This is a genomic window from Streptomyces sp. NPDC038213 (assembly GCF_055600495.1).
Genome location: NZ_JBVJYM010000042.1, coordinates 26,961 through 51,641, shown reverse-complemented (window position 1 = coordinate 51,641; position 24,681 = coordinate 26,961). Strand labels below are relative to the sequence as shown.

20 protein-coding genes are annotated in these 24,681 nt (G+C 72.8%); 13 read left to right on the top strand and 7 right to left on the bottom strand.

What is annotated here, in order from left to right; all coding sequences use genetic code 11:
• Together ACZ7JZ_RS33695 and ACZ7JZ_RS33690 are read right to left on the bottom strand one after the other, a co-directional pair.
• The coding region (locus tag ACZ7JZ_RS33695; RefSeq protein WP_470946334.1) for a type I polyketide synthase at positions 1-3,767 on the bottom strand (3,767 nt) is incomplete at its 3' end.
• Between the two features lie 105 nt (positions 3,768-3,872).
• Positions 3,873-5,084 carry a cytochrome P450 gene (locus ACZ7JZ_RS33690; RefSeq protein WP_470946332.1) on the bottom strand — a complete coding sequence of 404 codons (1,212 nt, stop codon included), beginning with the start codon at positions 5,082-5,084 and terminating at the stop codon, positions 3,873-3,875.
• A 295-nt stretch (positions 5,085-5,379) separates the two neighbouring features.
• Between ACZ7JZ_RS33690 and ACZ7JZ_RS33685 the strand changes: the two genes are divergently transcribed.
• The 10 genes from ACZ7JZ_RS33685 (at position 5,380) to ACZ7JZ_RS33640 (ending at position 15,560) form a co-directional block, all read left to right on the top strand.
• A complete protein-coding gene (locus ACZ7JZ_RS33685; protein WP_470946330.1) occupies positions 5,380-6,606 on the top strand; it encodes a macrolide family glycosyltransferase in 1,227 nt (408 codons plus the stop codon).
• A 68-nt stretch (positions 6,607-6,674) separates the two neighbouring features.
• The gene (locus tag ACZ7JZ_RS33680; RefSeq protein WP_470946327.1) at positions 6,675-7,958 is read left to right on the top strand and encodes a cytochrome P450; all 1,284 of its coding nucleotides are present in this window, start codon (positions 6,675-6,677) and stop codon (positions 7,956-7,958) included.
• Positions 7,959-8,011: 53 nt separating this feature from the next.
• Positions 8,012-8,458: a sugar 3,4-ketoisomerase gene (locus tag ACZ7JZ_RS33675; protein WP_470946325.1), complete on the top strand. Its 447-nt coding sequence runs from the start codon at positions 8,012-8,014 to the stop codon at positions 8,456-8,458.
• The gene (locus ACZ7JZ_RS33670; protein WP_470946323.1) at positions 8,455-9,594 is read left to right on the top strand and encodes a DegT/DnrJ/EryC1/StrS family aminotransferase; all 1,140 of its coding nucleotides are present in this window, start codon (positions 8,455-8,457) and stop codon (positions 9,592-9,594) included. Before ACZ7JZ_RS33675 ends, ACZ7JZ_RS33670 begins: the two co-directional genes overlap by 4 nt.
• A 76-nt stretch (positions 9,595-9,670) precedes the next feature.
• Positions 9,671-10,576: a glucose-1-phosphate thymidylyltransferase RfbA gene (gene rfbA, locus ACZ7JZ_RS33665; protein WP_470946340.1), complete on the top strand. Its 906-nt coding sequence runs from the start codon at positions 9,671-9,673 to the stop codon at positions 10,574-10,576.
• A 64-nt stretch (positions 10,577-10,640) separates the two neighbouring features.
• Positions 10,641-11,699 carry a dTDP-glucose 4,6-dehydratase gene (gene rfbB, locus ACZ7JZ_RS33660; protein ID WP_470946337.1) on the top strand — a complete coding sequence of 353 codons (1,059 nt, stop codon included), beginning with the start codon at positions 10,641-10,643 and terminating at the stop codon, positions 11,697-11,699.
• The gene (locus ACZ7JZ_RS33655; protein WP_470946320.1) at positions 11,689-12,282 is read left to right on the top strand and encodes a dTDP-4-dehydrorhamnose 3,5-epimerase family protein; all 594 of its coding nucleotides are present in this window, start codon (positions 11,689-11,691) and stop codon (positions 12,280-12,282) included. Before rfbB ends, ACZ7JZ_RS33655 begins: the two co-directional genes overlap by 11 nt.
• Positions 12,279-13,064: a thioesterase II family protein gene (locus ACZ7JZ_RS33650; RefSeq protein WP_470946318.1), complete on the top strand. Its 786-nt coding sequence runs from the start codon at positions 12,279-12,281 to the stop codon at positions 13,062-13,064. The genes ACZ7JZ_RS33655 and ACZ7JZ_RS33650 overlap by 4 nt, the downstream gene beginning before the upstream one ends.
• Complete coding sequence (locus ACZ7JZ_RS33645) at positions 13,054-14,481, top strand: NDP-hexose 2,3-dehydratase family protein (protein WP_470946316.1); 1,428 nt, start codon at positions 13,054-13,056, stop codon at positions 14,479-14,481. The genes ACZ7JZ_RS33650 and ACZ7JZ_RS33645 overlap by 11 nt, the downstream gene beginning before the upstream one ends.
• An 83-nt stretch (positions 14,482-14,564) precedes the next feature.
• The gene (locus tag ACZ7JZ_RS33640) at positions 14,565-15,560 is read left to right on the top strand and encodes a Gfo/Idh/MocA family protein (RefSeq protein ID WP_470946313.1); all 996 of its coding nucleotides are present in this window, start codon (positions 14,565-14,567) and stop codon (positions 15,558-15,560) included.
• Here ACZ7JZ_RS33640 and abc-f read toward each other — a convergent pair.
• The 4 genes from abc-f to ACZ7JZ_RS33620 all read right to left on the bottom strand — a co-directional run bounded on the left by abc-f (position 15,550) and on the right by ACZ7JZ_RS33620 (position 21,082).
• Positions 15,550-17,205: a ribosomal protection-like ABC-F family protein gene (gene abc-f / locus ACZ7JZ_RS33635; RefSeq protein WP_470946311.1), complete on the bottom strand. Its 1,656-nt coding sequence runs from the start codon at positions 17,203-17,205 to the stop codon at positions 15,550-15,552. The genes ACZ7JZ_RS33640 and abc-f overlap by 11 nt on opposite strands.
• A 30-nt stretch (positions 17,206-17,235) precedes the next feature.
• A complete protein-coding gene (locus tag ACZ7JZ_RS33630) occupies positions 17,236-18,195 on the bottom strand; it encodes an aromatase/cyclase (protein WP_470946308.1) in 960 nt (319 codons plus the stop codon).
• 37 nt (positions 18,196-18,232) lie between these two features.
• On the bottom strand, positions 18,233-19,021 hold the full coding sequence (gene fabG, locus ACZ7JZ_RS33625) for a 3-oxoacyl-ACP reductase FabG (protein WP_470946305.1): 789 nt from the start codon (positions 19,019-19,021) through the stop codon (positions 18,233-18,235).
• An 84-nt stretch (positions 19,022-19,105) separates the two neighbouring features.
• Positions 19,106-21,082 (bottom strand): AMP-binding protein, encoded by a 1,977-nt coding sequence (locus tag ACZ7JZ_RS33620; RefSeq protein WP_470946304.1) that lies wholly within the window; start codon positions 21,080-21,082, stop codon positions 19,106-19,108.
• 139 nt (positions 21,083-21,221) lie between these two features.
• On the opposite strand from ACZ7JZ_RS33620, the gene ACZ7JZ_RS33615 reads away from it, so the two are divergent.
• The 3 genes from ACZ7JZ_RS33615 to ACZ7JZ_RS33605 all read left to right on the top strand — a co-directional run bounded on the left by ACZ7JZ_RS33615 (position 21,222) and on the right by ACZ7JZ_RS33605 (position 23,662).
• Positions 21,222-21,680 carry a nuclear transport factor 2 family protein gene (locus tag ACZ7JZ_RS33615; protein WP_470946301.1) on the top strand — a complete coding sequence of 153 codons (459 nt, stop codon included), beginning with the start codon at positions 21,222-21,224 and terminating at the stop codon, positions 21,678-21,680.
• Between the two features lie 118 nt (positions 21,681-21,798).
• The gene (locus ACZ7JZ_RS33610) at positions 21,799-22,875 is read left to right on the top strand and encodes a serine hydrolase domain-containing protein (RefSeq protein WP_470946300.1); all 1,077 of its coding nucleotides are present in this window, start codon (positions 21,799-21,801) and stop codon (positions 22,873-22,875) included.
• A gap of 7 nt (positions 22,876-22,882) precedes the next feature.
• On the top strand, positions 22,883-23,662 hold the full coding sequence (locus tag ACZ7JZ_RS33605) for an SDR family NAD(P)-dependent oxidoreductase (RefSeq protein WP_470946298.1): 780 nt from the start codon (positions 22,883-22,885) through the stop codon (positions 23,660-23,662).
• A 128-nt stretch (positions 23,663-23,790) separates the two neighbouring features.
• Here ACZ7JZ_RS33605 and ACZ7JZ_RS33600 read toward each other — a convergent pair whose 3' ends face one another.
• Positions 23,791-24,663: a class I SAM-dependent methyltransferase gene (locus ACZ7JZ_RS33600; RefSeq protein ID WP_470946296.1), complete on the bottom strand. Its 873-nt coding sequence runs from the start codon at positions 24,661-24,663 to the stop codon at positions 23,791-23,793.
• Positions 24,664-24,681 lie beyond the last annotated feature (18 nt).

Genomic DNA, 24,681 nt, shown 5'->3' with positions numbered 1-24,681 from the left:
ACGCCCTCCGCCCAGCCCGTACCGTCCGCACCCTCCGCGAACGCCTTGCACCGGCCGTCCGCCGCAAGCCCCCGCTGCTGCGAGAACTCCACGAACATCCCCGGGCTCGCCATCACCGAGGCACCGCCGGCCAGGGCGAGTTCGCACTCGCCCGAGCGGACGGCCTGGGCGGCGAGGTGCAGGGCCACGAGCGAGGAGGAGCAGGCGGTGTCGACCGTGACGGCGGGGCCTTCGAGGCCCAGCGCGTAGGAGATGCGGCCGGACATGACGCTGGCCGTGTTGCCGGTGAGGAGGTAGCCCTCGTAGCCCTGGGCGTTCTCGTAGAGGCGGGGGCCGTACTCCTGGGTCATGGCGCCGACGAAGACTCCGGTGCGGGAGCCCTTCAGCGAGGTAGCCGGGATACCCGCCCGCTCCAGCGCCTCCCACGAGGTCTCCAGCAGCAGCCGCTGCTGCGGATCCATCGCCACCGCCTCACGCGGCGAAATACCGAAGAACCCCGCGTCGAACTCGCCCGCACCGTGCAGGAAACCGCCCTCACGCACATACGAACGCCCCGGAACACCCGGCTCCGGATCAAACAGGCCCTCCACGTCCCAACCACGGTCACCCGGGAACGGAGACACCGCATCCGCCCCCGAGGACACCAGCTCCCACAAGCCCTCCGGCGAACCCACCCCGCCCGGGAAACGGCACGCCATCCCCACGATCGCGACGGCGTCCCCGTCCTGGTCGGGGGCCGAGGGCGCACGGCGGGCGGGCACCGCAGCCGGTGCCGGGGCGGCGGGCTGCGCGGCCGGGGCCGCGGCGGCGGCCTCGGCGGCCGCGTCGCGGATCAGGAGGGCGACGGCCAGCGGGGTCGGGCAGTCGTAGATCAGGGTGGTGGGCAGGCGCAGGCCGGTCGCGGCCCGCAGGCGGTTGCGCAGCTCGATGCCGTTGACGGACTCGAAGCCCTGCTGCTTGAAGGTCTTCTCGGGCTCGACGGAGTCGCCGGTGGCCTGGCCGCGGACGGCGGCGGCGTGGACGCGGACCAGTTCCAGCACGTAGTCGAGCTGTTCGTCCGCGGAGCGGCCGCGCAGTTCACGGCTGAGCAGGGTCTCGTCGGCGGCTGCGGGGGCCGGGGCCTGGTCGGCGGAGCCGTCGGCGGTAAGCCAGTGGCGGGTGCGCTGGAAGGCGTACGTGGGCAGGTCGGCCAGGCGGGCGCCGGTGCCCTCGAAGACGGTGGCCCAGTCGATGTCGACACCGCGGACGAACAGCTCGGCGGCGGAGGTCAGGAACCGCTCCAGCCCGCCCTCCTTGCGCCGCAGCGAACCGGCCGTGAGCACGTCGAGGCCGGCGGCCTCGGCGGTCTCCTGGATGCCGATGCCGAGGACGGGGTGCGCGCTGGACTCGACGAAGGTGGCGAACCCGTCGGCGAGGAGGCGGTGGGCCGTGTCCTCGAAGCGGACGGTCTGGCGGAGGTTGCGGTACCAGTACGAGGCGTCGAGCGTGGTGGTGTCGGCAAGTTCGCCGGTCACCGTGGAGTAGAAGGGGATCTCCGAGCGGCGCGGGGCGATCGGGGCGAGTACGTCCAGCAGCTCGGCCTCGATGCGCTCCACGTGCGCGGAGTGCGAGGCGTAGTCCACCGGCACCTGACGGGCCCGGACCTCCTCCGCCTGGTACGCGGCCACGATCTCCACGATCGCGTCCGCGTCACCCGCCACGACCGTGCTGGACGGCCCGTTGACCGCGGCCACGCTCAGCCGACCGGCCCACTCGGGGGCCGACAGCCGCTCCTCAACTGCCTTACGTGGAAGGGGAATTGAGGCCATCCCCCCGAGACCGGCGAGCTCCCGGCCGATGACCGCAGCCCGCAGGGCCACGACCCGGGCGGCGTCCTCAAGCGACAGCGCCCCCGAGACCGCAGCAGCCGCGATCTCGCCCTGCGAGTGGCCGACCACCGCATCGGGGACCACCCCGAGGGAGCGCCACAGCTCCGCAAGGGAGACCATCACGGCCCAGGTCACCGGCTGGACCACGTCCACACGGTCCAGCGAGCGGCCCTCCCGTACGACCTCCACAACGTCGAAGTCCACGAACGGAGCCAGCGCATCCGCGCACTCCCGCAGCCGCGCCGCGAAGACCGGCGAGGACTCCAGGAGCCCCGCGCCCATCCCGACCCACTGCGTGCCCTGCCCCGGGAACACCAGCGCGCGGCGGCCGGTCTCGCCCGCGACCCCGTGGACGGCGGAGCGCTCCAGTCGGGCCAGGAGCTCTTCGCGGTCGGCGGCGAGGACCACGGCGCGGTGGGCGAACACGGTACGGGCGGCGGCCTGGGTCCAGGCCGTGTCGAGGAGGTCCTGCTCGGGCGCGTCCTGGGGGCCGTGCTCGATGCGGGCGCTGAGCCGGGCGGCCTGGTCGCGCAGGCCCTCCGCGGTGCGGCCCGTGACGACGAGGGGCAGGACGGGCAGGGTGCGCGCGGGCTCCGGGTCCCGGTCGGTGCGGTCCGCGGCGGGGGCCTGCTCCAGGACCAGGTGGGCGTTGGTGCCGCCCATGCCGAAGGAGGAGACTCCGGCCCGGCGCGGCGGCTCGGCCCCGCCGGTCTGCTGCGGGTCCTGCGGGCCCCAGGGCTCCAGGGCGGTCTGGACGCCGAGGTTGAGCTCCCCGAAGGGGATGTCCGGGTTGGGGGTGGCGTAGTTGAGGCTGGGCGGGAGCTCGCCCTCGCGGACGGCGAGCGCGGCCTTGAGCAGGCCGACGATGCCGGCGGCGCCCTCGAGGTGGCCGATGTTGGTCTTGGCGGAGCCGACGGCGAGGGGGGCGGCGCCGGGGGTGCGGGCCGCGCCGAGCACGGCGCCGAGGGCGGCGGCCTCGACGGGGTCGCCGGCGCGGGTGCCGGTGCCGTGGAGTTCGACGTACCGGACGTCCCCGGGGCGGACCCCGGAGCGCTCGTAGGCCTCGCGGAGCACGGCCTCCTGGGCGGCCTGGTGCGGGGTGGTGAGGCTGGGGCCGCCGCCGTCGTTGTTGACGGCCCCGCCCTTGATGACGCAGTGGACGCGGTCGCCGTCGGCGAGGGCCTGCCGGAGCGGCTTGAGGACGACGGAGACGCCGCCCTCGCCGCGTACGTAGCCGTTGGCGCGGGCGTCGAAGGTGTGGCAGCGGCCGTCCGGGGAGAGGGCTCCCATCAGCTCCATGGTGGTGGTGCTGTGCGGGGCCAGGATGAGGTTGACGCCGGCGACGAGCGCGAGGTCGCTCTCGCCACTGCGCAGGCTCTCGCAGGCGAGGTGGACGGCGACGAGCGAGGAGGACTGGGCGGTGTCCACGGCCATGCTGGGGCCGCGGAGCCCGAGGTGGTACGAGAGCCGGTTGGCGGTCATGGCCCGGTGCAGGCCGGCGGCGCTGTAGCCGCCGGTGGCGCCCGCGCCGTGCGCGAGGGCGGCGTAGTCGTCGGAGGCCACGCCGACGTAGACGGCGGTGCGGGTGCCGGTGAGCCGGCCGGGGACGATCCCTGCGTGCTCCAGGGCCTCCCAGCCGAGTTCGAGTACGAGGCGCTGCTGGGGATCGGTGGCCGCGGCCTGGGCGGGGCTCATCCCGAAGAATTCGGCGTCGAATTCCCCGTGGTTTTCGAGGGCGGCGCGCCAGGTGCCGTCCTCCTGCCGGGTCACGGCGTTGCCGCCGCTGCGCAGGAGTTGCCAGAATTCCTCGGGCGTTTCGGCTCCGGGCAGTCGGCACGCCATTCCCACGACGGCTATGTCGTTGTCACCCACGCGCTGCTCACCGGTCTTGGGGGTCATTAATTCTCCATAGCCAGAGATGAGGTGCGGAAAATCCACAGCAGAAGTTTGAAGGGGCCGGACATTCCGGCCGGGCGGCCGCGGAGGGCCGGCCGCCGAGGTGCGTCACCAGGTGACGGGGAGCTCCACGAGTCCGCGGACGAGCATGTCGCGGTGCCAGTCGAGGTCCTCGGCGGGGCCGGCCAGGCGCAGTCCGGGCAGGCGGGTGGTGAGGGCCTCCAGGGCGCACTGGAGTTCGGCGCGGGCCAGCGGGGCGCCGAGGCAGAAGTGCGGCCCCTGGCCGAAGGCGAGGTGCTGGTTGGGCTCGCGGTCGAGGACGACGCCGGCGGCGTCCCCGAAGACGGCCTCGTCGCGGTTGGCGGAGGAGAGGGAGTAGACGACGGCCTCGCCGGCGCGGATGGTGACGCCGCCGATCTCGAGGTCCTCGGTGGCGACGCGGGTGGGGCCGACGCTGTTCCACAGCGGGACGACGCGCAGCAGTTCCTCGACGGCGGCGGGGACCAGCTCGGGGCGGGCGCACAGCTGTTCGTAGCGGCTGCGGTCCTGGAGGAGGACGAGGACGTGGCCGGCGATCTGGCTGGCGGTGGTCTCGTGGCCGCCGATGAGCATGCCGCCGGTGAGCATGAGCAGTTCGTTCTCGCTGAGCTGCTCGCCCTCGTCGTGGGCCTCGATGAGGGCGCTGAGGAGGTCGTCCTCGGGCTGGGCGCGCCGCTTGGCCACGTATCCGCGCAGGTAGTCGGCGTAGTCCTCGGCGGCCTGGCCGACCTGCTCCTCGGTGTAGCGGCTGGCGGACATCAGGGCCTCGGTGAAGGTCCGGAAGATGTGCTGGTCCTCGTGGGGGATGCCGAGCATCTCGCAGATCACCGAGGTGGGCAGGGGCAGGGCGAGCTTCTCGACGAGGTCGGCGGGGCCGCCGTCGGCGACGAGGTCGTCCACGAGGGCGTGGGTGATCTCGGCGATGCGGGGGCGCATGGCGGCGACGCGGCGGGCGGTGAAGGCGCGGGAGACGAGGCGGCGCAGCCGGGCGTGGGCCTCGGGGGGCATCCCCATCAGGCCGACGGAGTCGAGGCCGCGGGGGGCGGCGCGGGGCACGTCCTTGTCGGCGCCCGCGTGCATGCTGAGGCGGGGGTCGGCGGAGGCCTTCTTGACGTCCGCGTGCCGGGTCAGGAGCCACGCCTCGCCGCCGTAGGGCATGCGCACCCGCGCCACGGGCTCACCGGAGCGGAGCTCGGCGTACGCGGGGTCGAGCACGAGGTCTACTCGGTCGCCGAACGGATACGCCCGGACGGATCCGGCGGCGGCATGAGGGCAGGTCATGACTGAATCTCCTCTGTACGCGGACCCTGACACCCAACAGCAGCAGCGCACCGTTGCCACCGGCGCGTTTTTCGAGTGTGTCAAGTCGTCGCGAATTGGGCGGGAAATTCAAGTCGCGGTGTAGTGGCGTGCGAGCGGCGTACGACAGGGGGTTGAGCCCTGCGCTATGCCGCCGGTCCACACTGGAGAACTGCGGGCGACTGTGTCAAGTACACCCTTGCGCCGTACAAAGGGCTGCCCGTAATTTCCGTTGCATCGACAAGCCGTATCCATTTTGCCTCGAAAGGCTGCCTCGATGGCGCATATCGCCTTCTTCATCCTCCCCGCGGCCGGCCACGTCAATCCGACGCTGTCCGTCGCGCGTGAGCTCGTCGCTCGCGGCCACCGGGTCAGCTACGCCCTGTCCGAGAACTACGGCGAGCGGGTGCTCGCGGCGGGGGCGGAGTTCCTGTCGTACCCGATGGACCAGGACCGCTTCCTGGCCACGATGGTGCCGCAGCAGGACTCCGCGGAGTACACGGACCAGCAGGAGTTCGTGAACATGATGAAGTGGATGCTGGAGCTCACCCAGCAGACGCTTCCGGTGTTCGAGGAGCACTTCGGCGCGGAGGGCGACCGGCCCGACGTGTTCGTGTGCGACCCGTCCTCCTTCTGGAGCGGTGCGATCCTCGCGGCGAAGTGGGGCGTGCCGGTGATCCGCAGCACGCCGACGTACGTGGCCAACGAGCACTGGTCCCTGCACCCGCCGGTGGACACGGCGGAGGAGCAGCAGCAGGACCCGGAGACCGGGGAGCTGTTCGGGATCGTCGCCGGGCTGCTGGCGGAGCACGGTGTCGAGAAGAGCATCGGGGAGTTCGCGCAGGACGTGCACTCGGGTCCGGCGCTGGTGTACCTGCCGCGGGCGTTCCAGTACGCGGGCGAGACCTTCGGCGAGGAGGTCAACTTCGTCGGCCCGTGCACGAGCGACAACAGCTTCCACGGCGAGTGGGAGGCTCCGGGTACGGGCCGTCCGCTGGCGCTGGTCAGCCTGGGCACCCTGTACAACAAGCAGCCGGAGTTCTTCCGGGCCTGCGTGGACGCCTTCGCGGAGCTCGACTGGGACGTGGTGATCGCGCACGCCGGCGGGGTCGCGGAGGGCGGGCTCGGCGAGCTGCCGCCGAACGTGCAGGTGCACTCGTTCGTCCCGCAGGGCGCGGTGCTCAAGCACGCGTCGCTGATGATCAACCACGGCGGTACGAGCACCGTGCTCCAGGCCGTCTCCGAGGGCATCCCGGTGATCTCGGTCCCGCAGATGGCGGAGCTGCACGCGACCGCGACCCGGGTGGAGCAGCTGGGCGTGGGCGCGAAGATCCTGCGCAAGGACGTCTCCCCGGAGAAGGTCCGCGAGACGGTGCTCGCCCTGGCCGCCGACGGGTCCGTCGCCTCGAAGGTGGCGTGGCTGCGGCAGGAGATCGCGTCCGCGGGCGGCCCGGGTGCGGCCGCCGACGCGATCGAGCTGCTGCTGGTGCCGGCCGCCGCCTGAGCGGCGCGCGCCCGCCCCTGCCCCCGCCCCCCTGACTTCTTGCCGAACTCCAGCTGAGGAAGCCGAACATGACGACACAGATCGCCGAGGCCGCGGACTCCGCGGCCGTGGAAGCCATCGCCGAGGCCGAGGCCGCCGCGGCCGAAGCCGAGGAGGCGCCGCACCCGCTGGCGCAGCCCGCCGGGGCGGGCGCCGAGGAGCTGCTGGCCTGGTTCGCCCGCGGCCGCGCCGAGGCCCCGGTCTTCTACGACTCGACGCGCTACGCCTGGCAGGTGTTCACGTACGAGGACTACAACACGGTCTCGACGAACCCGCAGATCTTCTCCTCGGACTTCTCGCCGGTCTTCCCGGTGCCGGAGGAGCTGGCGCTCCTGATGGGTCCGGGCACCTTCGGCGGCATCGACCCGCCGAAGCACGGCCCGCTGCGCAAGCTGGTGAGCCAGGCGTTCACCCCGCGCCGGATGGCCGCGCTGGAGCCGCGCATCGAGGAGATCACCCGCACCCTGCTGGCGGACCTGGGCGACCGGACCGAGATCGACGCGGTCACGGACCTGGCGTACCCGCTGCCGGTGACGGTGATCGCCGAGCTGCTGGGCGTGCCGGCCTCGGACCAGGACCTGTTCCGCGAGTGGGTCGACGTCATCCTCAACAACGAGGGCATGGAGTACCCGAACCTCCCGGACGACTTCGCGGAGACGATGGGCCCGGCCATCAAGGAGTGGGCGGCGTACCTGTACGCGAAGATCGCGGAGAAGCGCGCGGAGCCCTCGGACGACCTGATGAGCGGGCTCATCGAGTCGGAGGTCGACGGCCGCCGCCTCACCGACGAGGAGATCGTCAACATCGTGGCGCTGCTGCTGACGGCGGGCCACATCTCCAGCGCCACGCTGCTGAGCAACCTGTTCATCGTGCTGGACCAGAACCCGCAGGCGCAGGCCGAGCTGCGGGCCGACCGCTCGCTGATCCCGGGTGCGGTCGAGGAGACCCTGCGCTACCGCAGCCCGTTCAACAACATCTTCCGCCTGGTGAAGGAGGACACCGAGATCCTCGGCGTCCCGATGAAGGCCGGCCAGATGGTGACGGCGTGGAGCGCCTCCGCCAACCGCGACGCGAACCAGTTCCCGGACCCGGACACCTTCGACATCCGCCGGACCGCGAACAAGCACATGGCCTTCGGCCACGGCATCCACCACTGCCTCGGCGCCTTCCTGGCGCGCATGGAGGCGAAGGTGTTCCTCAACCTGGCCTTCGACGCCTTCTCGTCGTTCAAGGTCGACCTCGACAAGGCGGAGTTCTACGAGGCGGATCAGCTGACCGCCCGTCATCTCCCCGTCTCCGTCGTCCGCGGCTGAACCAGCCGCGCCTGAGGCAGCGGCCGGACAGGGCAACCAGGGAGCGCGATCGCATGTCGGTGGGCATCACCACAGAACCGAAGGTCGGCAGGTTCAAACCCTGCACCTTCATCGAGTTGGAGCAGCACAACGACGCACGGGGCAACCTGTCCGTCGTCGAGTCCGAGTGGACGGCGGGCTTCCCGATCCAGCGGGTGTACTACCTGCACGACCTGGACACCGGCTCCTCCCGCGGCGGGCACGCCCACCGGGCGCTGGAGCAGCTCATCATCGCCGTCCACGGCAGTTTCACGATCACCGTGGACGACGGGGTCAACCAGGCCGAGTACCGGCTCGACGACGCCGGCAAGGGCCTGTACATAGGGCCGATGGTGTGGCGGAACCTGAGCGACTTCTCGGAGGGCGCGGTCAGCGTGGTCCTGGCCTCGCTGCACTACGACGAGGCGGACTACTACCGCGACTACGAGGAGTTCCTTCAGGACGCGAGGAGGGGACTGTGACGGCTCCGACCGTGGCGCGCGGTACCCGCGTACCCTTCCACGACCTGCGGGAACTGCACGCGCTGGACGGGGTGCAGGCCGAGATCGACGCCGCCGTGCTGCGGGTGTCGCGCTCGGGCCGCTACCTCCTGGGCCCCGAGCTGGAGGCCTTCGAGGAGGAGTACGCCCGGTACTGCGGCGGCGCGCACTGCGTCGGTGTGGGCAGCGGTCTGGACGCCCTGGAGCTGACCCTCCGGGCGCTGGGCGTCGGCGAGGGCGACGAGGTGGTCGTCCCCGGGCACACGTACATCGCGACCTGGCTCGCGGTTTCGGCCACCGGGGCCGTGCCGGTCCCGGTGGAGCCGGAGGCCGGCTCGTACCTGATCGACCCCGACCGCCTGGAGGCCGCGATCACCCCGCGGACGAGGGCCGTCATGCCCGTGCACACGTACGGGCACCCCGTGGACCTCGATGCGGTCGAGGCCGTCACCGCGCCCCGGGGCATCCCGGTGGTCGAGGACGCGGCCCAGGCGCACGGGGCCCGCTACAAGGGCGGCCGGATCGGCTCGCGGTACGCGGCCGCCTTCAGCTTCTACCCGGGCAAGAACCTGGGCGCGCTGGGCGACGGCGGGGCCGTGGTCACCTCCGATCCGGAGCTGGCCGCGCGGATCCGGCTGCTGCGCAACTACGGTTCCCGGGTGAAGTACCAGCACGACGTGCGGGGCACGAACTCGCGGCTGGACGAGATCCAGGCGGCGGCGCTGCGCGTGAAACTGCCGTACCTCGACGCCTGGAACGCCCGGCGCGACGAGATCGCCGCGCGGTACGCGCAGGGCCTGGCCGGGCTGCCGGGGGTCCGCGTGCCGTCCGTCCGGTCCTGGGCGGAGCCGGTGTGGCACCAGTACGTGCTGCGCACCGCGCACCGCGCGCAGCTCCAGCGGTCCCTGACCGCCGCCGGGGTGGAGAACCTGATCCACTACCCGGTCGCCGTCCACCGGTCCGGTGCCTACGCGGGCGCCGCCCTCCCGCCGCTGCCCCGCTCCGAGCGGCTGGCGGCCGAGGTGCTGAGCCTGCCGATGGGACCGCAGCTGACCGCGCAGGACGCGGAGGCCGTCATCGAGGCGGTCCGCAACGCCACGGAGGACTTCTGTGTCTGACGTACAGAACGTGTCGAACGTCCCGAAGATCCCGACCCTCACGGCCCTGGGCGGGGGCGGCACGGCCCGCCCCCCGATGAAGGGCATCATCCTGGCCGGCGGCAGCGGCACCCGGCTGCGCCCGCTGACGGGCGCCCTGTCGAAGCAGATGCTGCCGGTGTACGACAAGCCGATGATCTACTACCCGCTGTCGGTGCTGATGCTGGCGGGCATCCGCGACATCCAGATCATCTCCTCGAAGAACCACCTGGACATGTTCCGGGCCCTGTTCGGCGACGGCTCGCAGCTCGGCATCAGGCTGGACTACGCGCAGCAGGAGGAACCCCGCGGGATCGCGGAGGCCTTCCTGATCGGCGAGGAGCACATCGACGGCAGCCCGGTCGCGCTGATCCTCGGGGACAACGTCTTCCACGGCCCCGGCTTCTCGAAGCTGATCGCGCAGGCCGCGGCCCGCCTCGACGGCTGCGAGCTGTTCGGCTACCCCGTCAACGACCCGCAGCGCTACGGGGTCGGCGAGGTCGACGCCGAGGGCCGGCTGCTGTCCCTGGTGGAGAAGCCGGTCAAACCGCGCTCCAACCTCGCGGTGACCGGCCTGTACCTGTACGACAGCGACGTGGTGGACATCGCCCGCGGGCTGACCCCCTCGGCGCGCGGCGAGCTGGAGATCACCGACGTCAACCGGGAGTACCTGGCCCAGGGCCGGGCCCGGCTGAACACGCTGGGCCGCGGGTTCGCCTGGCTGGACATGGGCACCCACGACTCGCTGCTGCAGGCCGGGCAGTACGTGCAGCTGCTGGAGCAGCGGCAGGGCGAGCGGATCGCGTGCGTGGAGGAGATCGCCCTGCGGATGGGCTTCATCGGCCCGGAGCAGTGCTTCGCCCTCGGCAGCGACCTGGGCGCCTCCGGCTACGGCGACTACGTCCGGGAGATCGCCCGCCGGGCCGCCGCGGAGGGGCCGGCCGCCGACTCCCCGGCGGCCTGAGCCCCCGGCCGCCCGACCACCCGTACCCACCGCCCCGTACCCCTCTTGGAAAGGCCTGTTGGAGATGCGTGTCCTGGTGACCGGAGGTGCGGGCTTCATCGGCTCGCACTTCGTCAGAGAGCTGCTGTCCGGGGCCTATCCGGACCTCGGGGCGTCCGAGGTGGTGGTGCTGGACGCCCTCACCTACGCCGGCAACCGGGCCAATCTCGACCCGGTCCGCGAGCACCCCGGCCTGGAGTTCGTCCACGGGGACATCTGCGACGGGGAGCTGGTCGGGCGGCTGATGGCCGGCACCGGCCTGGTGGTGCACTTCGCGGCCGAATCGCACGTGGACCGCTCGATCGCCGACGCCTCGGAGTTCGTCCGCACCAACGTGCTCGGCACGCAGACCCTCCTCCAGGCGGCCGTCGCGGCCGGGGTGGGGCGGTTCGTGCACGTCTCCACGGACGAGGTGTACGGGTCCATCGACACGGGCTCCTGGCCCGAGGAGCACCCGCTGCTGCCGAACTCCCCGTACGCGGCCTCGAAGGCCTCCTCGGACCTGATCGCGCTGGCCTTCCACCGCACCCACGGGCTGGAGGTGTGCGTGACGCGCTGCTCCAACAACTACGGGCCGTACCAGTTCCCGGAGAAGGCCATCCCGCTGTTCACCACCAACCTGGTCGACGGCCTCGACGTGCCGCTGTACGGGGACGGGCTCAACAGCCGCGACTGGCTGCACGTGGACGACCACTGCCGGGGCATCGCCCTGGTCGCCGCGAAGGGCCGGCCCGGCGAGGTCTACAACATCGGCGGCGGCACCGAGCTGACCAACCGCGAGCTGACCGGGCGGCTGCTGGAGCTGTGCGGCCGCGACTGGTCGGCGGTGCGGGAGGTAGCCGACCGGGCCGCGCACGACCGCCGCTACTCGGTGGACATCTCGAAGATCTCCCGCGAGCTGGGCTACGAGCCGCAGGTCCCCTTCGCCGAGGGCCTGGCCGCCACGGTGGCCTGGTACCGGGACAACCGCGCCTGGTGGGAACCGCTGAAGGAGCGCGCCGCACTGCCTCAGCAGGCGCAGGCGCAGGAGCAGGCCGGACCGCAGGGTGCGGCAGCGCAGCCGGCAGGTGCCCGTGCGCATTGACGAGACCGCGGTCCCCGGCACGTACCGGCTGCTGCCGGAGCGGTTCGAGGACGAGCGCGGCTACTTCTACGAGGCCGCCAAGCACAGCGAGCTGACGGCGGCGACCGGGCTGCCCTTCGAGGTGCGCCAGGTCAACAACTCGGTGTCGCGGCGCGGGGTGCTGCGCGGGGTGCACTGCAACGACGTGCCGCCGGACGCGGGCAAGCTGGTGACCTGCATCCGGGGCTCGATCCTCGACGTGATGGTCGACCTGCGGGCCGGCTCGCCGACCTTCGGCAGGTACGCCGTCACCCGGCTGTCCGCGCAGGACGGGATCGCCCTCTACATGCCCGGCAGCATCGGGCACGCCTTCCTCGCCCTGGAGGACGGCACCTGCGTCAACTACCTGCTGTCCCGCGAGTACGTGCCCGGGGCGATGGTGGACCTCGACGCCCTGGACCCCGAGCTGGGCCTGCCGTGGGAGCTCGCGGAGCCGCCCGTACGCTCGGCCAAGGACGCCGCCGCGCCCTCCCTCGCCCAGGTCGTGGCCTCCGGCCGGCTGCCGCGGTACGCGCCCGCGGCCGGGGAGCTGGTCCGGTCGTGACCGCCACCGCCGCCGCCCCCTCCGCCCCCGCCGCGCCCGGCACCGCCGACGTGTGGCTGCGCCGCTACCGGCCCCTCGCGGACCCGTCCGCGCGGCTGGTGTGCTTCCCGCACGCCGGCGGTTCGGCCACCGCCTACCTGGGCTTCGCCACCGCCCTCGCCGCCGTCGGCATCGAGGTGCTCGCCGTCCAGTACCCGGGCCGGCAGGACCGCCGCGGGGAACCCTTCATCCGCAGCGTCGACGCCCTGGTGACGGCCGTGCTGCCGGAGCTGCGGCGGTGGACGGGCGGCCGGTTCGCCCTCTTCGGGCACAGCCTGGGCGCCACCCTCGCCTACGAGACCGCCCGCCGGCTGGACGCGTACGGGGAGCGGCCCGCGCACCTCTTCCTCTCGGGCCGCCGCGCACCGTCCGTACCGCGGACGGACACCGCCCACCTGCTGGACGACCGGGCGCTGATCGCCCGGATCGCCGCCCTCCAGGGCACCGATCCGGCCCTGCTCCAGGACGAGGAGCTGCTCCGGCTGGTGCTGCCCGCCCTGCGCAACGACTACGGGATGGCGGGCGCCTACCGGCACCGGCCCGGGGCCCCGCTCACCGTGCCGGTGACCGTGCTCACCGGGGACCGCGACCCGAACGTGTCCGTGGCCGACGCGCAGCGCTGGTCCGAGGAGGCCGCCGGCCCCGTCGGGCTGCACGTGCTGCCGGGCGGGCACTTCTTCCTCAACGAGCGCTCCGAATCCGTCTGCCACATCATCGAGGAGGCGCTGGACGATGCCCGCTGACACCGCGGCCCGGGCCGCAGAGCGCACGGACACCGCGCGCCGCCTGCTGCTGTCGGCCCGTACCCCCGACAGCGCGGCCATGCCCGTGGACCGGGTGCCGGGCTGGCTGGCCGACCAGGCCCGCGAGGGCGACTTCCGGGTCACCCGGGTGCCGTTCGCCTCGCTGCGGGGCTGGTACTTCGACGGGGACGGCGGCAACCTGCGCCACGAGTCGGGCCGGTTCTTCGCCGTGGAGGGCCTGCACGTGCACGCGGACGGGCTGCCGGAGCGCGGCTGGAAGCAGCCGATCATCGTGCAGCCCGAGGTCGGGATGCTGGGCATCGTGGCCCGGGAGATCGACGGCGTGCTGCACTTCCTGATGCAGGCCAAGATGGAGCCGGGCAATATCAACATGCTCCAGCTCTCCCCCACCGTGCAGGCCACGCGCAGCAACTTCACGGGGGCGCACCAGGGCCGCGGGGTCCCCTTCCTGGACCTGTTCCTGGAGCGGGGGCGGGCCCGGGTGCTGGTCGACACCCTCCAGTCCGAGCAGGCCGACTGGTTCCTCGCCAAACGCAACCGCAACATGATCGTCGAGATCGACGAGGACATCGAGACCGGCGAGGGCTTCCGTTGGCTGACCTTCGGCCAGCTGCTGCGGCTGCTGCGGCTGGACAACGTGGTCAACATGGACACCCGGTCGATCCTGGCGTGCCTGCCGACGGCGGGCGCGGAGCCGGAGGGCGTGGACTCCGATCCGCTGCTGCGCTCCTTCCACGACCTGTCGGCCCCGTCCGTCCACGGCACCGGCGAGGTGCTCAGCTGGCTCACCGGGATCCGGGCGCTGCGCGAGCTGAACCAGCGGCGGGTGCCGTTGAACGAGGTCGCGGAGGACGGCTGGGTGTGGACCGGCGAGGAGATCGGCCACGCCTCCGGGCGGCGCTTCCGGGTGATCGGGGCGGACATCTCGGCGAGCGCCCGCGAGGTGGCCTCCTGGACGCAGCCGCTGATCCAGCCGCAGGTGCCGGGGCTGATGGCCCTGGTCGTCAAGCGGATCAACGGGGTGCTGCACGCCCTGGTGCAGGCCCGCGTGGACGTCGGGCACCTGAACGTGGCCGAGCTGGCGCCGACGGTGCACTGCCGCCCCGCCGACCACACCGGGCCGGGCACGGAACCGTACCCGCCCTTCCTCGCCGATGTGCTGGCCGCCCCGAAGGCGCGGTTCCGCTACGACGCGGTGCAGTCCGAGGAGGGCGGCCGCTTCCACCACGCCGAGAACCGGTACGCGATCGTGGAGGTGCCCGGGGAGTTCCGCGAGGAGGTCCCCGAGGACTACGCCTGGCTGACCTTCGCCCAGCTCACCGAGCTGCTGGCGCACGGCAACTACCTCAACGTGGAGCTTCGCACCCTGGTCGTCTGCGCCCACACCCTGTACTGACCGGCCCCGCGCCGGCCGCGCACCGCCCCGCACGCCCCGCACGCCCCGCACCGCCCCGCACCGCCCCCGACACCGAGGACCTCATGCCCGCTCCCCTGCGCTTCGGCCTCCTCGGCTGCGGCGACATCGCCGCGCGCCGCACCCTGCCCGCGCTGCTGCGCACCCCCGGTGCGGAACTGGCCGCCGCGGCCGCGCGGGACCCCGCGCGGGCCGCGGCGTTCGCGGACCGGTTCGGGGGCACCGCCGCGCCCTCGTACGAGGAGCTGCTCGCCCGCCCGGACGTGGAGGCCGTGTACCTGTGCCTGCCCACGATGCTGCACGCGGAGTGGGCCGCGCGGGCGCTGCGGGCCGGCAAGCACGTGCTGGTGGAGAAGCCCCTGGCGACGAACGGCGCGGATGCGCAGGCCCTGTACGCGCTGGCGCGCGAGCGGGGACTCGTCCTGCTGGAGAACTTCATGTTCCTCCACCACGGCGCCCACCGGCAGGTCTCCGCCCTGCTGGAGGGCGGGGTGCTCGGCACGGTCCGCAACGTCTCCGCGGCCTTCACGATCCCGCCCCGCCCGGCCGGCGACACCCGCCTCGACCCGCAGGTCGGCGGCGGGGCCCTGCTCGACAACGGGGTCTACCCGCTGCGGGCCGCCCTGCGCTTCCTCGGCTGCGGGCTGACCGTGGCCGGGGCCGTCCTGCACACGAGCCCGGAGCACGGCGGCGTGGACCTGTCGGGGTCCGTGCTGCTGTCCGCCCCGCAGGGGGCCACCGCGCAGATCCGCTTCGGCATGGAGCACCACTACCGGTCCTGGTACGAGATCCAGGGCAGCGCCGGGACCCTGTCCGTGGACCACGTGTACACGACCGCGCCGGACCACGAGCCGGTGATCCGGCTGACCGTGGGGCTGGACTCCTCCGAGCTGCGGGTGCCGGCCGAGGACCACTTCGAGGCCGTCCTGCGCTTCTTCGCGGCGGCCGTGCGCGATCCGGACGCGCAGCAGCCCGCCCTGCCGCTCCTCGGTGAGGAGTCGCGGCGGCAGGCCGGGCTGCTGGACGGGATCCGCGCGGCGGCGGTGCGCGTCAGCCGGTGACGGGGGCCTCCGGGCCCATCTCCAGGTGGGAGCCGACGAAGGCGCGGCGCATCCGGCGGTCGTGGGTGACGATGACGACGGTCCCGGTGTAGTCGGTCAGGGCCTGCTCCAGCTCCTCGACGAGCAGCGGGGACAGGTGGTTGGTGGGCTCGTCGAGCAGCAGCAGGTCGACGGGCCGGGTGACCAGGCGGGCCAGGTCGATGCGGCGGCGCTGGCCCACGGACAGCGAGCCGACGGGCAGTTCGAGCTCCGACTCCCGGAACAGGCCCAGGGACAGCAGCTGCTCGGTGTACTCGTCGGCGTGGCCGGGGCGGCCCTCGGCGAACTCGGCCAGGACCGAGCGCTTCGGGTGCTTGGGCAGCTCGTCCTGGCGCAGCCAGCCGATCCGCTCGGCGCGCCGCACGGTGCCCGCGTCGGGCTCCAGGTCGCCGGCGAGCACCCGCAGGAGGGTGCTCTTGCCCGCCCCGTTGGGGCCGGTGATCAGCAGCCGCTCACCGTGGGCGAGGGACAGGGAGTCCAGGCTGAGGCGGCCGTCCACGCGCAGCCCGGACGCCTCGGTGATCGGGCCCTCGGGGACCGGTGCGGCCTCGTCGCCGACGGTGATGGCGGCGGTGAAGCGCAGCGGGTCCGGGGGCCGGGGCACCGGGTCGGCGTGCAGCCGGCTGAGGCGCTCGTTGGCGTTGCGGGCCTTGCTCGACGTGGAGGACGAGGAGGAGCGGGCCCGGTGGTGCTCCGAGCCGCTGAAGGCCCAGGGGCCCTTCTTGGCGATGGTCGCCAGCATCCGGCCCGCGTTGGCGGCGAGGGTCTCCTGCCGCTCGATCTCGGCGATGTGCTCCTCGTACTCCCGCTCCCAGCGGGCGCGGGCGGCGGCCTTGGCGGTCAGGTAGCCCTGGTAGCCGTTGCCGTACCGGTTGACCGTCTTGCGGTCGGGGTCGACCTCCAGGATGGCGGAGGTGACGGCCTCCAGGAAGGCGCGGTCGTGGGTGATGACCACGACGGTGCCGCGGTGGTCCTGGAGCCGCTTCTCCAGCCAGTCGACGGCCTGGTCGTCCAGGTCGTTGGTGGGCTCGTCGAGGAGGAGCAGCTCGGGGGCGGCGGCCAGGGTGGCGGCCAGGGCGAGCCGGGAGCGCTCGCCGCCGGAGAGGGTGTCGACGGGGCGCTCGCGGTCGAGTCCGGGCAGGCCGAGCCCGTGCAGGGCCGCGTCCGCCCGGGCGTCGGCCTCGTAGCCGCCGCGGTCCTCGAAAGCGGCGAGCAGGTCCCCGTACTCGGCCAGGAGCTGCGGATCGTCGTCCACCAGCGCGTCTTCGACCTCGTGGAGGCGCTTCTCCAGCTCGCGCAGGTCCGCGAAGGCGCGGTCCAGCACGTCCCGGACGGTGGCGCCTTCCGGCATGTCGAGGCGCTGCGGCAGGTAGCCGGTGCCGCCCGGGGCGGTGACCGTCACCTCCCCGTTGTCCGCCGCCTCGGCCCCGGCGATCAGCCGGAGCAGGGTGGATTTGCCGGAGCCGTTGTCACCGATGATGCCGGCCTTCTCACCGGGTTTGACGGTGAGGGACACCCGGTCGAGTACGACGTGGTCGTCGTACCGCTTGGTGACCTCCTCCAGCGTGAGCTGGGAATGCACCCGAGAGGCGGTGGGTGAGGACATTCGCATATGCATGCTCCTGGGTGGTGCGGGTCAGAGAGCGGGGACGGCGCTCTCCGCGAACTGCTTGGCGAGCTTGAGGGTGGCGGTGCTGTTGCGGCCGAGTGCCTCCCGTACGTACGTGCGTGCCCGAGCGGTGTCGGCGTCCTCGCCGAGGATCTTCTGAATGGGCTCCTCCCGCAAGACGACGCCGTGTTGGGAGGTGGCGGTGACCCCGCCGCCCTCGGCCGGCACGATCGTCCAGCGGCCGGTGTGCGCCGCCATCAGGGCGGGGGTGGCGGTCTGCTTGTAGACGATCCGCAGGTCGTCGGGGAAGCAGACGCGGACGGACTCGGTGGTGTGCACGGAGCCGTCGGCGGTGCGGGTGTCCATGGCCATGACCTGGACGCCCGGCTCGTCCTCGGTCAGGTCGAGGCGGTCGACGTGCGCGACGCGCTCGGGCCAGTCCTGCACGCGGTAGAGGAACTCGTAGACGAGCTCGGCCGGTGCGTCGATGTGGACGGAGTCCTCGAAGTCGAGGACGAGTTCGTCAAGTCCGCGCCAGCCGGCGGCCAGCTTGCGCAGGTTCTCCAGCTCGGCGCGGCTGTTGGTGTCGGTGGCGCGCTCGACCCACTCGACGTCCTCGGCCCGGTCGCCCGCGACGGTGAAGTCGTGCAGCAGGGTCAGCTTCGAGCGCTCCCCGCCGAGGTCCTCGACGATCCAGGTGCCGCCCATGGACTCCACGGGGGCCGCGGAGACCTCCTGGCGGAACTCGATGCGGCGCTGCTCCGGGTCGAGGACGCGGCGCGAGGTCCAGGACTTGACCTGGCCGTTGGCCGTGGCCCACATGCGCAGCCGCTCGGTGTTCCCGTCCCGCTCCAGCTGCTCGACGTGCACGTTGGGCGGGAAGTACAGGGGCCAGGTGGAGGTGTCCGCGATGAAGCCGTACACCACGTCGGCCGGGGCGTCGGTCTCCACCTCGTGCACCGTCCGGTGCACCTGCTGGTTCGCCATCGGAGTCTCTCTTCTCCCTAGGTCGCTGGGTTGGTGCTCAGAAGTTGCCGAGGCCGCCGCAGACGTTGAGCGCCTGGGAGGTGATGGAGGCCGCGTGGTCGGTGGTCAGGTAGCCGACGAGGCCCGCGACCTCCTCGGGGGTGGCGTAGCGGCCGAGGGGGATCTTCGCGGTGAACTTCTGCATGACCGCGTCCTCGGTGGTGTCGTAGGCGGCGGCGTAGCCGGCGCGCACGCGCTGGGCCATGGGGGTCTCGACGTACCCGGGGCAGACCGCGTTGACGGTGATGCCGGTGGGGGCGAGCTCGTTGCCGAGGGCCTTGGTGAAGCCGACGACCCCGTGCTTGGAGGCGGAGTACGGGGCGCCGAGGACGACGCCCTGCTTGCCGGCCGTGGAGGCGATGTTGATGATCCGCCCGTAGCCGGCGCCCTCCAGGCCGCCCTTCTTGAGGACCTCGCGGGTCAGCAGGAAGACGCTGTTGAGGTTGGTGTTGATGACGTCGTACCAGGTGTCGTCGTCGATGTCGGCGGTGACCCCGCCGCCGCTGCGGCCGGCGTTGTTGACCAGGACGCTGATCGGGCCGAAGGCGGCGACGGCGGCCGCGACCAGGGAGGTCACCGACTCGCGGTCGCGGACGTCGGCGGCCCGGCCGTCGGCCTCGATGCCTTCGGCGCGCAGCTCCGCCACCGTCTCGGCGACCTTCTCGGGCGTGCGGGCGCAGATGAACACCCGGTGCCCGCGGCTGCCCAGGTCGCGGGCCACGGCCAGGCCGATGCCGCTGGTCGCACCGGTGATCAGGGCCACCGGCTTCGTCGGTGCCGTCGTCATCGTTCATTCCTCCAGAGCGCAGTTGGTGTTCCGACCGTGTCCCCCGCCGCTCGATATCCGGCGGACGGCGGGTGGAGGCGGCCGTCAGGCGGCGACGGCGGCGGGGGCCTGGCCGGCGGCGGCCTCGTCGGCGACGGTCTCGTACAGGCCCGGCTCGGGGGTGGCGAGCGCGGCGAGGCCCTTGACGAGCTTCTGGAAGCCCTCGCTGGTGACGGCGGCGCGGTGGGCGGCGGCGTCCTCCCAGACGGCGAGCTCGACGAACACGTTGGGGGCGCCGACCAGGCGCAGGGTCTGGTGGCTGACGTAGCCGGGCTGGGCGCTCATGTAGGCGGTGACGCGGGCCTTGGCGGCGAGGAACTCGGTGATGTCGCCGTGGACGCTGAGCTTGTTGACGAAGGTGACCATGGTGGCTGCTCCTGTGGAAGGCGGGACGGGGGCGGAGGGGGCGGGGGCGCGGCCCTCGGCGGCTTCGGCGGCGGCGCGGGTGCGGATGCTCTGGCGCAGGGCGCCGCGGGCCGGTTTGCCGACCGGGGTGCGCGGGACGGCGTCGAGGAGTTCGGCGCGGCGGATCCGCTCGAAGTCGGCGAGGCGCTCGTTGGCGCGGGCGGTGACCTCGGCGAGCACGTCGCCGGGCTCCGCACCGCCGGTGTCGCGCAGGACGACCCCGGCCCAGGCGGCGGCGCCGTGCACGGGGTCGGGCCAGCCGACCACGATGCACTCGGCGACGCGCGGGTCGGCGCCGAGGACGCGTTCGACGGCGGTGGGCGAGACGAGTTCGTTGTCGTACTTGAAGACGTCGCCGAGCCGGTCGACGAGGTAGAGGACCCCGTCGGCGTCCACGCGGCCGATGTCGGAGGTGGAGAACCAGCCGTCGGCTCCGGCCGGGTGGCCGCTCTCGCCGAGGTAGCCGGCCATCAGCTGGGGGCCGCGCACCTGCACCTCGCCGACGGAGCCGGGGCCGAGCGGGCGCCGGGTCTCCGGGTCGACCACCCGGCAGCCGGTGCCGGGCACGGGGCTGCCGACGGAGCCGGGGCGCGGGTCGCGGGGGTCCTGGGAGTGCGTGAGGGGGGAGAGCTCGGCCATGCCGTAGCCCTGGACCACGGGGACGCCGAGCCGCTCGCGCAGGACCTGGGCGGCGTCCGGGTTCAGGGCGGTGCCGCCGGAGAGCACGGCCCGCAGGGCGGGGTGGGCGGGGACGCCGGCCAGGGTCTCGTGGTGCAGCCGGGGGTCGGCGGCCAGGGCGTGCAGGCGGGCGGGGAGCCCGTAGTAGTGGGTGGCTGCGACCTCCTCGGCGAGGGCCAGGGAGGCGACCGGGTCCGGGTGGGGGCACAGCACCTGGAAGGCCCCCGCGTACACGGCCGAGTTGAGGTGCATGACGTGGTAGAGCGGCAGGTGGTTGACGGTGACGGAGTCCTCGTCGAGCCCGTGGGCCGCGGCGGTCTGGGCGGCGTTGGCGACCAGGTTGCGGTGGGTGAGGCGGACGCCCCTGGGCTTGCCGGTCGTACCGGTCGTGAACTGGATGCAGGCGTCGGAGTCGAGGTCCGCGGGGGTGCGCGGTCCGGCCTGCTGCGGGTCGGGCACGGCGGTGGCCACGGCGTCGAGTACGAGGTCCAGGGGGACGGCGTCACCGGGGACGATGCCGTCCTCGGCGTCGGTGGCCACGACCAGGCCCAGGCGGGGCAGCCGGTCGGACATCTTGCACAGCAGCTCGGCGGTGCGGGTGGGCACGAAGGCCAGCTCGACCCCGGCGGTGGCCATCACGTGGGCCAGCCCGGCCTCTTTGACCAGCGGGTTGAGCAGGACGACGGTGTTCCCGCTGCGGACGGTGCCGTAGTAGGCGGCGGCGAAGGACGCGTCGAGGGTGTTCGCCACCCCGATCCGGGCCCCCGTGCGGCCCACCGAGCGCTCCAGGAAGCCGGCGATGCGGTCGGCGCGGGCGTCGAGTTCCGCGAAGGTGGTCGTGCCGCTGCCGTCGCGCAGGGCGGGGGCGTGCGGAGCACGTTCGGCGGCCCTGCGCAGCAGCCCGTCCAGCGGCAGTTCCGGATAGGCGAGTGTCGGCACGGCTCTGTTCCCCCTCGGCGGTCTCGGCCCCCGCTCGCCGGGGGCGCTGCCCATCGTCGGCGGCCGGGCTTGAGGAATCTTCGAAGGGGGCTCGATGGGAGGTGCGGACAGTGGCCGCAACACGAAGATCGGAGACCCCGTGACCATCCTGGCCGAGACCCCCACCGCCCGGTTCTCCCCCGCGGAGAGCGCCGTCCTGTACGCCGAGGTGCAGCAGTTCTACTCCCGCCAGATGCAGCTGCTCGACCTGAACCGGCCGCAGGAGTGGGCGCAGACCTTCACCGAGGACGCCACCTTCGACGTGCCGACGCTGCCCGAGCCGGTGCGCGGCCGTACGGGCCTGGTCGCCGCGACCTCGCGCAGCCACGCCCAGCTGGAGGAGTCCGGCGAGCGCCACCGCCACTTCATCGGGATGCTCGACGTGCGCCCGCAGGAGGACGGCACGGTGCACGTGCGCTCCTACGCCATCGTGTACGCCTCGACGGTCGGCAAGGACTCCCGGGTGCACCGGGTGTGCGTCTGCGAGGACGTGCTCGTGCGCGAGGACGGCGCCCTCCAGGTCGCGACCCGCCGGGTGACCCGCGACGACCTGGCCTGAGCGGCGTCGAGCTGCGCTCCACCGGCTCCCGGCCGCGCCGCTATCGCGGGCGGCAACGCTCCCCGTACAAGACCGACCGCGTACAAGAACCGACTGCAACCCATGGGGGTTTCCCGATATGACCCAGACGACGATCGCCCGGCCGGAGGTCTCGGCCCTTCAGACGGCCGTGCAGGGCGCCGCGGACCGGCTCGTCGAGCTCGGTGCCGGCGGCGTCCAGTTCCGGGTCACGCGGGGTGAGGAGTCCTTCGTGGTGACGTCCGGCATCGCCGAGCTGGGCACGGACCGCCCGGTCCCCGCGGACGGGCGCTTCCGGATCTCCTGCATCACCAAGCCGTTCGTCGCGGTCGTGGTGCTGCAGCTGGTCGCCGAGGGCAAGATCGACCTGGACCGCACGGTGGAGAGCTACCTGCCGGGCCTGCTGCCGTACGGCGAGAAGATCACGATCCGCAACCTCATGCAGCACACCAGCGGTCTGTACAACTACATGGACTCGTTCCAGAAGCCGGGCGACCGCTTCCTGCGCGACCGCTACAAGCACTACGAGCCCACCGACCTGATCGCCATCGCGGCCGCCAAGCCGCTGGAGTTCGAGCCGGGCACGAAGTTCGCGTACTGCAACACGAACTACTTCATCATCGGCCTCCTCATCCAGCTGGTCACCGGCCGCTCGTACCGCGAGGAGATCACCGAGCGCGTGCTCGAGCCGCTGTCGCTCACCGAGACGGTGCTGCCGGGCGACGACCCGAACATCCCGGAGCCGCACGCCCGCGGCTACATGCAGATCGGCGGCGAGCCGGTCGACGTCACGCTCATGAACCCGTCCGAGGCGGGTTGTGCGGGCGAGATCATCTCGACCACGAAGGACCTGGACACCTTCTTCGCCGGCCTGTTCAGCGGAAAGCTGCTGAACGAGGCGCAGTTCAAGGAGATGACCACCCCGCTGCCGCCCGAGATGATCGAGAACCTGCCGATGGGCATCGGCTACGGCCTCGGCATCATGAAGCTGGAGAACGACGACGACCTGGACCTGTGGGGCCACGGCGCCGGCATCCCCGGCTACGCCACCCTCGCGGCCACCACGCGCGACCTGAACGCCCGCGTGCAGCTGTCGTTCACGATCGGCGACAAGGACTTCGGTCCCGAGGCCGAGCAGGCCGTCATCCGCGGCATCAACACCGCCGTCTGCTTCTGAGGCCCCGGTGACGGATTCCGTGGAGGAGACGGTGGAAGCGGTGGAGAAGGCCGTCGTCGTCACCGGCGGCGGTACGGGGATCGGTGCGGCGACCGCCCGTGCGTTCGCCGACTCGGGCGCGCACGTGCTCGTCGTCGGGCGCAGCGAGGGGACCCTCAAGGAGACCGCCGACGGGTACGGGGACCGCATCCGGATCCTGGCCGCCGACATCTCCGATCCGGGTGCGCCGGACCTGGTCGTCGAGACGGCGCTGCGGGAGTTCGGGCGGCTCGACGTCCTCGTGAACAACGCGGCCGTGACCGGGTTCGTCGCCCTGGACGGGCTCGACCGGGACTCCGTGGCCGCCCAGCTCGGCACCAACCTGATCGCCCCGGTCTTCCTGGCGCAGCGCGCGCTGGACGCCCTGGAGGCCTCGGGCGGGGTCGTGGTGAACGTGAGCTCGGCGGGTTCGCTGGGCCGCCGTGCCTGGCCGGAGAACTCGGTGTACGGCATGGCGAAGGTGGCCATGGACTTCCTGACGCGCACCTGGGCCGTGGAGCTCGCGCCGCGCGGCATCCGCTCGGTGGGCATCGCGCCGGGCGTGGTGGACACGGGTGTCGGCGTGCGGGCCGGCATGCCGCAGGAGGCCTACGACGGCTTCCTCGCGCAGATGGCGGGGCGCATCCCCTCGGGCCGGGTCGGCCGGCCGGAGGACATCGCCTGGTGGATCGTCCAGCTGACGCGCCCGGAGGCGGCGTACGCCAACGGGACCGTGTTCGCCGTGGACGGTGCGCTGTCCGTCACCTGAGGCGCGCAGCAGTGCGCAGGGCCCGCCGGGGAGATCCGGCGGGCCCTGCGCGTTGCGGTGGCGGCACGTGCGGGCGGGCGGGTGCGGGCGCCGCGCCGGGCCGGCCGCCGGAGCGGCCGGCGGCGGGTTCAGCGGGCGACGGTGGCGGTGACGTAGCGGACCGGCACCTCGAAGCGGACCCGGCCGCCGTCGGTGCGCAGCGCGTCCAGGGCGGTGACGATGCGCTCGCGCAGGGCGGCGGCCTCGTCCTGGGGCAGGTGCTGCCACAGCAGGCGCATGCCCTGGGTGTGCGACCAGTCGACCCAGGCCTCGCCCGAGGGGGCGGTCTGGATGACCGGCTCGTCGGTGATCTGCACGTCGGTGAAGCCGGCCTTCTCCAGGGCGGCGGTGAGGTCCGCCGGGTCCTCCAGCCAGGAGTGCAGCTGCTTCTGGAGGTTCTCCGGGTGCCAGGCCTCGGGCAGGTGCTCCAGCAGCGACATCGGGATGAGCTCGGTGAACAGCGGCGGCAGGAAGGGGAAGGTGTCGCGGGTGAACACCGGGCTGGTGAAGCCGATGCGGCCGCCGTCGACGAGGAGGTCGGCGTAGCGGGCGAGGGCCGCGCGGGCGTCCGGCAGGAAGATCACGCTGTAGCTGCCGAGGACCAGGTCGAAGGAGCGGGCCGGCAGGTCGGGGTGCTCGCCGTCCATGACCTTGAGGTCCACGTTGGCGATGCCCTGGCGGGCGGCCTCCTTGCCGGCCTCCTCGATCATCGCCTCGGCGATGTCGATGCCGAGGGCGCTGCCCTCCCCGCCGATGAGGCGGGCGGCGGGCAGCAGGGTGGCGCCGAGTCCGCAGCCGACGTCGAGGACGCGCTCGCCCCTGCGGGGGCCGGCCAGTTCGACGAGGCGGCTGCCCATCGGGGTGAAGAACTCCACGTCCAGCCGGTCGTACGTGGCCGCGGCCCCGTTGAAGGCGGCGGTGACCTTGGTCTTGTACGTCGCGGTTGCGGTGTCGGTACTCAAGTCAGCTCCCTGGTAGTC

Bases quoted from the DNA above. Each gene is read 5' to 3' on its own strand.
- ACZ7JZ_RS33630 (WP_470946308.1), bottom strand. From the start codon at position 18,195: ATGGCGAACCAGCAGGTGCACCGGACGGTGCACGAGGTGGAGACCGAC.
- ACZ7JZ_RS33675 (WP_470946325.1), top strand. From the start codon at position 8,012: ATGTCGGTGGGCATCACCACAGAACCGAAGGTCGGCAGGTTCAAACCC.
- ACZ7JZ_RS33680 (WP_470946327.1), top strand. From the start codon at position 6,675: ATGACGACACAGATCGCCGAGGCCGCGGACTCCGCGGCCGTGGAAGCC.
- abc-f (WP_470946311.1), bottom strand. From the start codon at position 17,205: ATGTCCTCACCCACCGCCTCTCGGGTGCATTCCCAGCTCACGCTGGAG.
- ACZ7JZ_RS33685 (WP_470946330.1), top strand. From the start codon at position 5,380: ATGGCGCATATCGCCTTCTTCATCCTCCCCGCGGCCGGCCACGTCAAT.
- ACZ7JZ_RS33690 (WP_470946332.1), bottom strand. From the start codon at position 5,084: ATGACCTGCCCTCATGCCGCCGCCGGATCCGTCCGGGCGTATCCGTTC.
- fabG (WP_470946305.1), bottom strand. From the start codon at position 19,021: ATGACGACGGCACCGACGAAGCCGGTGGCCCTGATCACCGGTGCGACC.
- ACZ7JZ_RS33640 (WP_470946313.1), top strand. From the start codon at position 14,565: ATGCCCGCTCCCCTGCGCTTCGGCCTCCTCGGCTGCGGCGACATCGCC.
- ACZ7JZ_RS33645 (WP_470946316.1), top strand. From the start codon at position 13,054: ATGCCCGCTGACACCGCGGCCCGGGCCGCAGAGCGCACGGACACCGCG.
- ACZ7JZ_RS33610 (WP_470946300.1), top strand. From the start codon at position 21,799: ATGACCCAGACGACGATCGCCCGGCCGGAGGTCTCGGCCCTTCAGACG.
- rfbB (WP_470946337.1), top strand. From the start codon at position 10,641: ATGCGTGTCCTGGTGACCGGAGGTGCGGGCTTCATCGGCTCGCACTTC.
- rfbA (WP_470946340.1), top strand. From the start codon at position 9,671: ATGAAGGGCATCATCCTGGCCGGCGGCAGCGGCACCCGGCTGCGCCCG.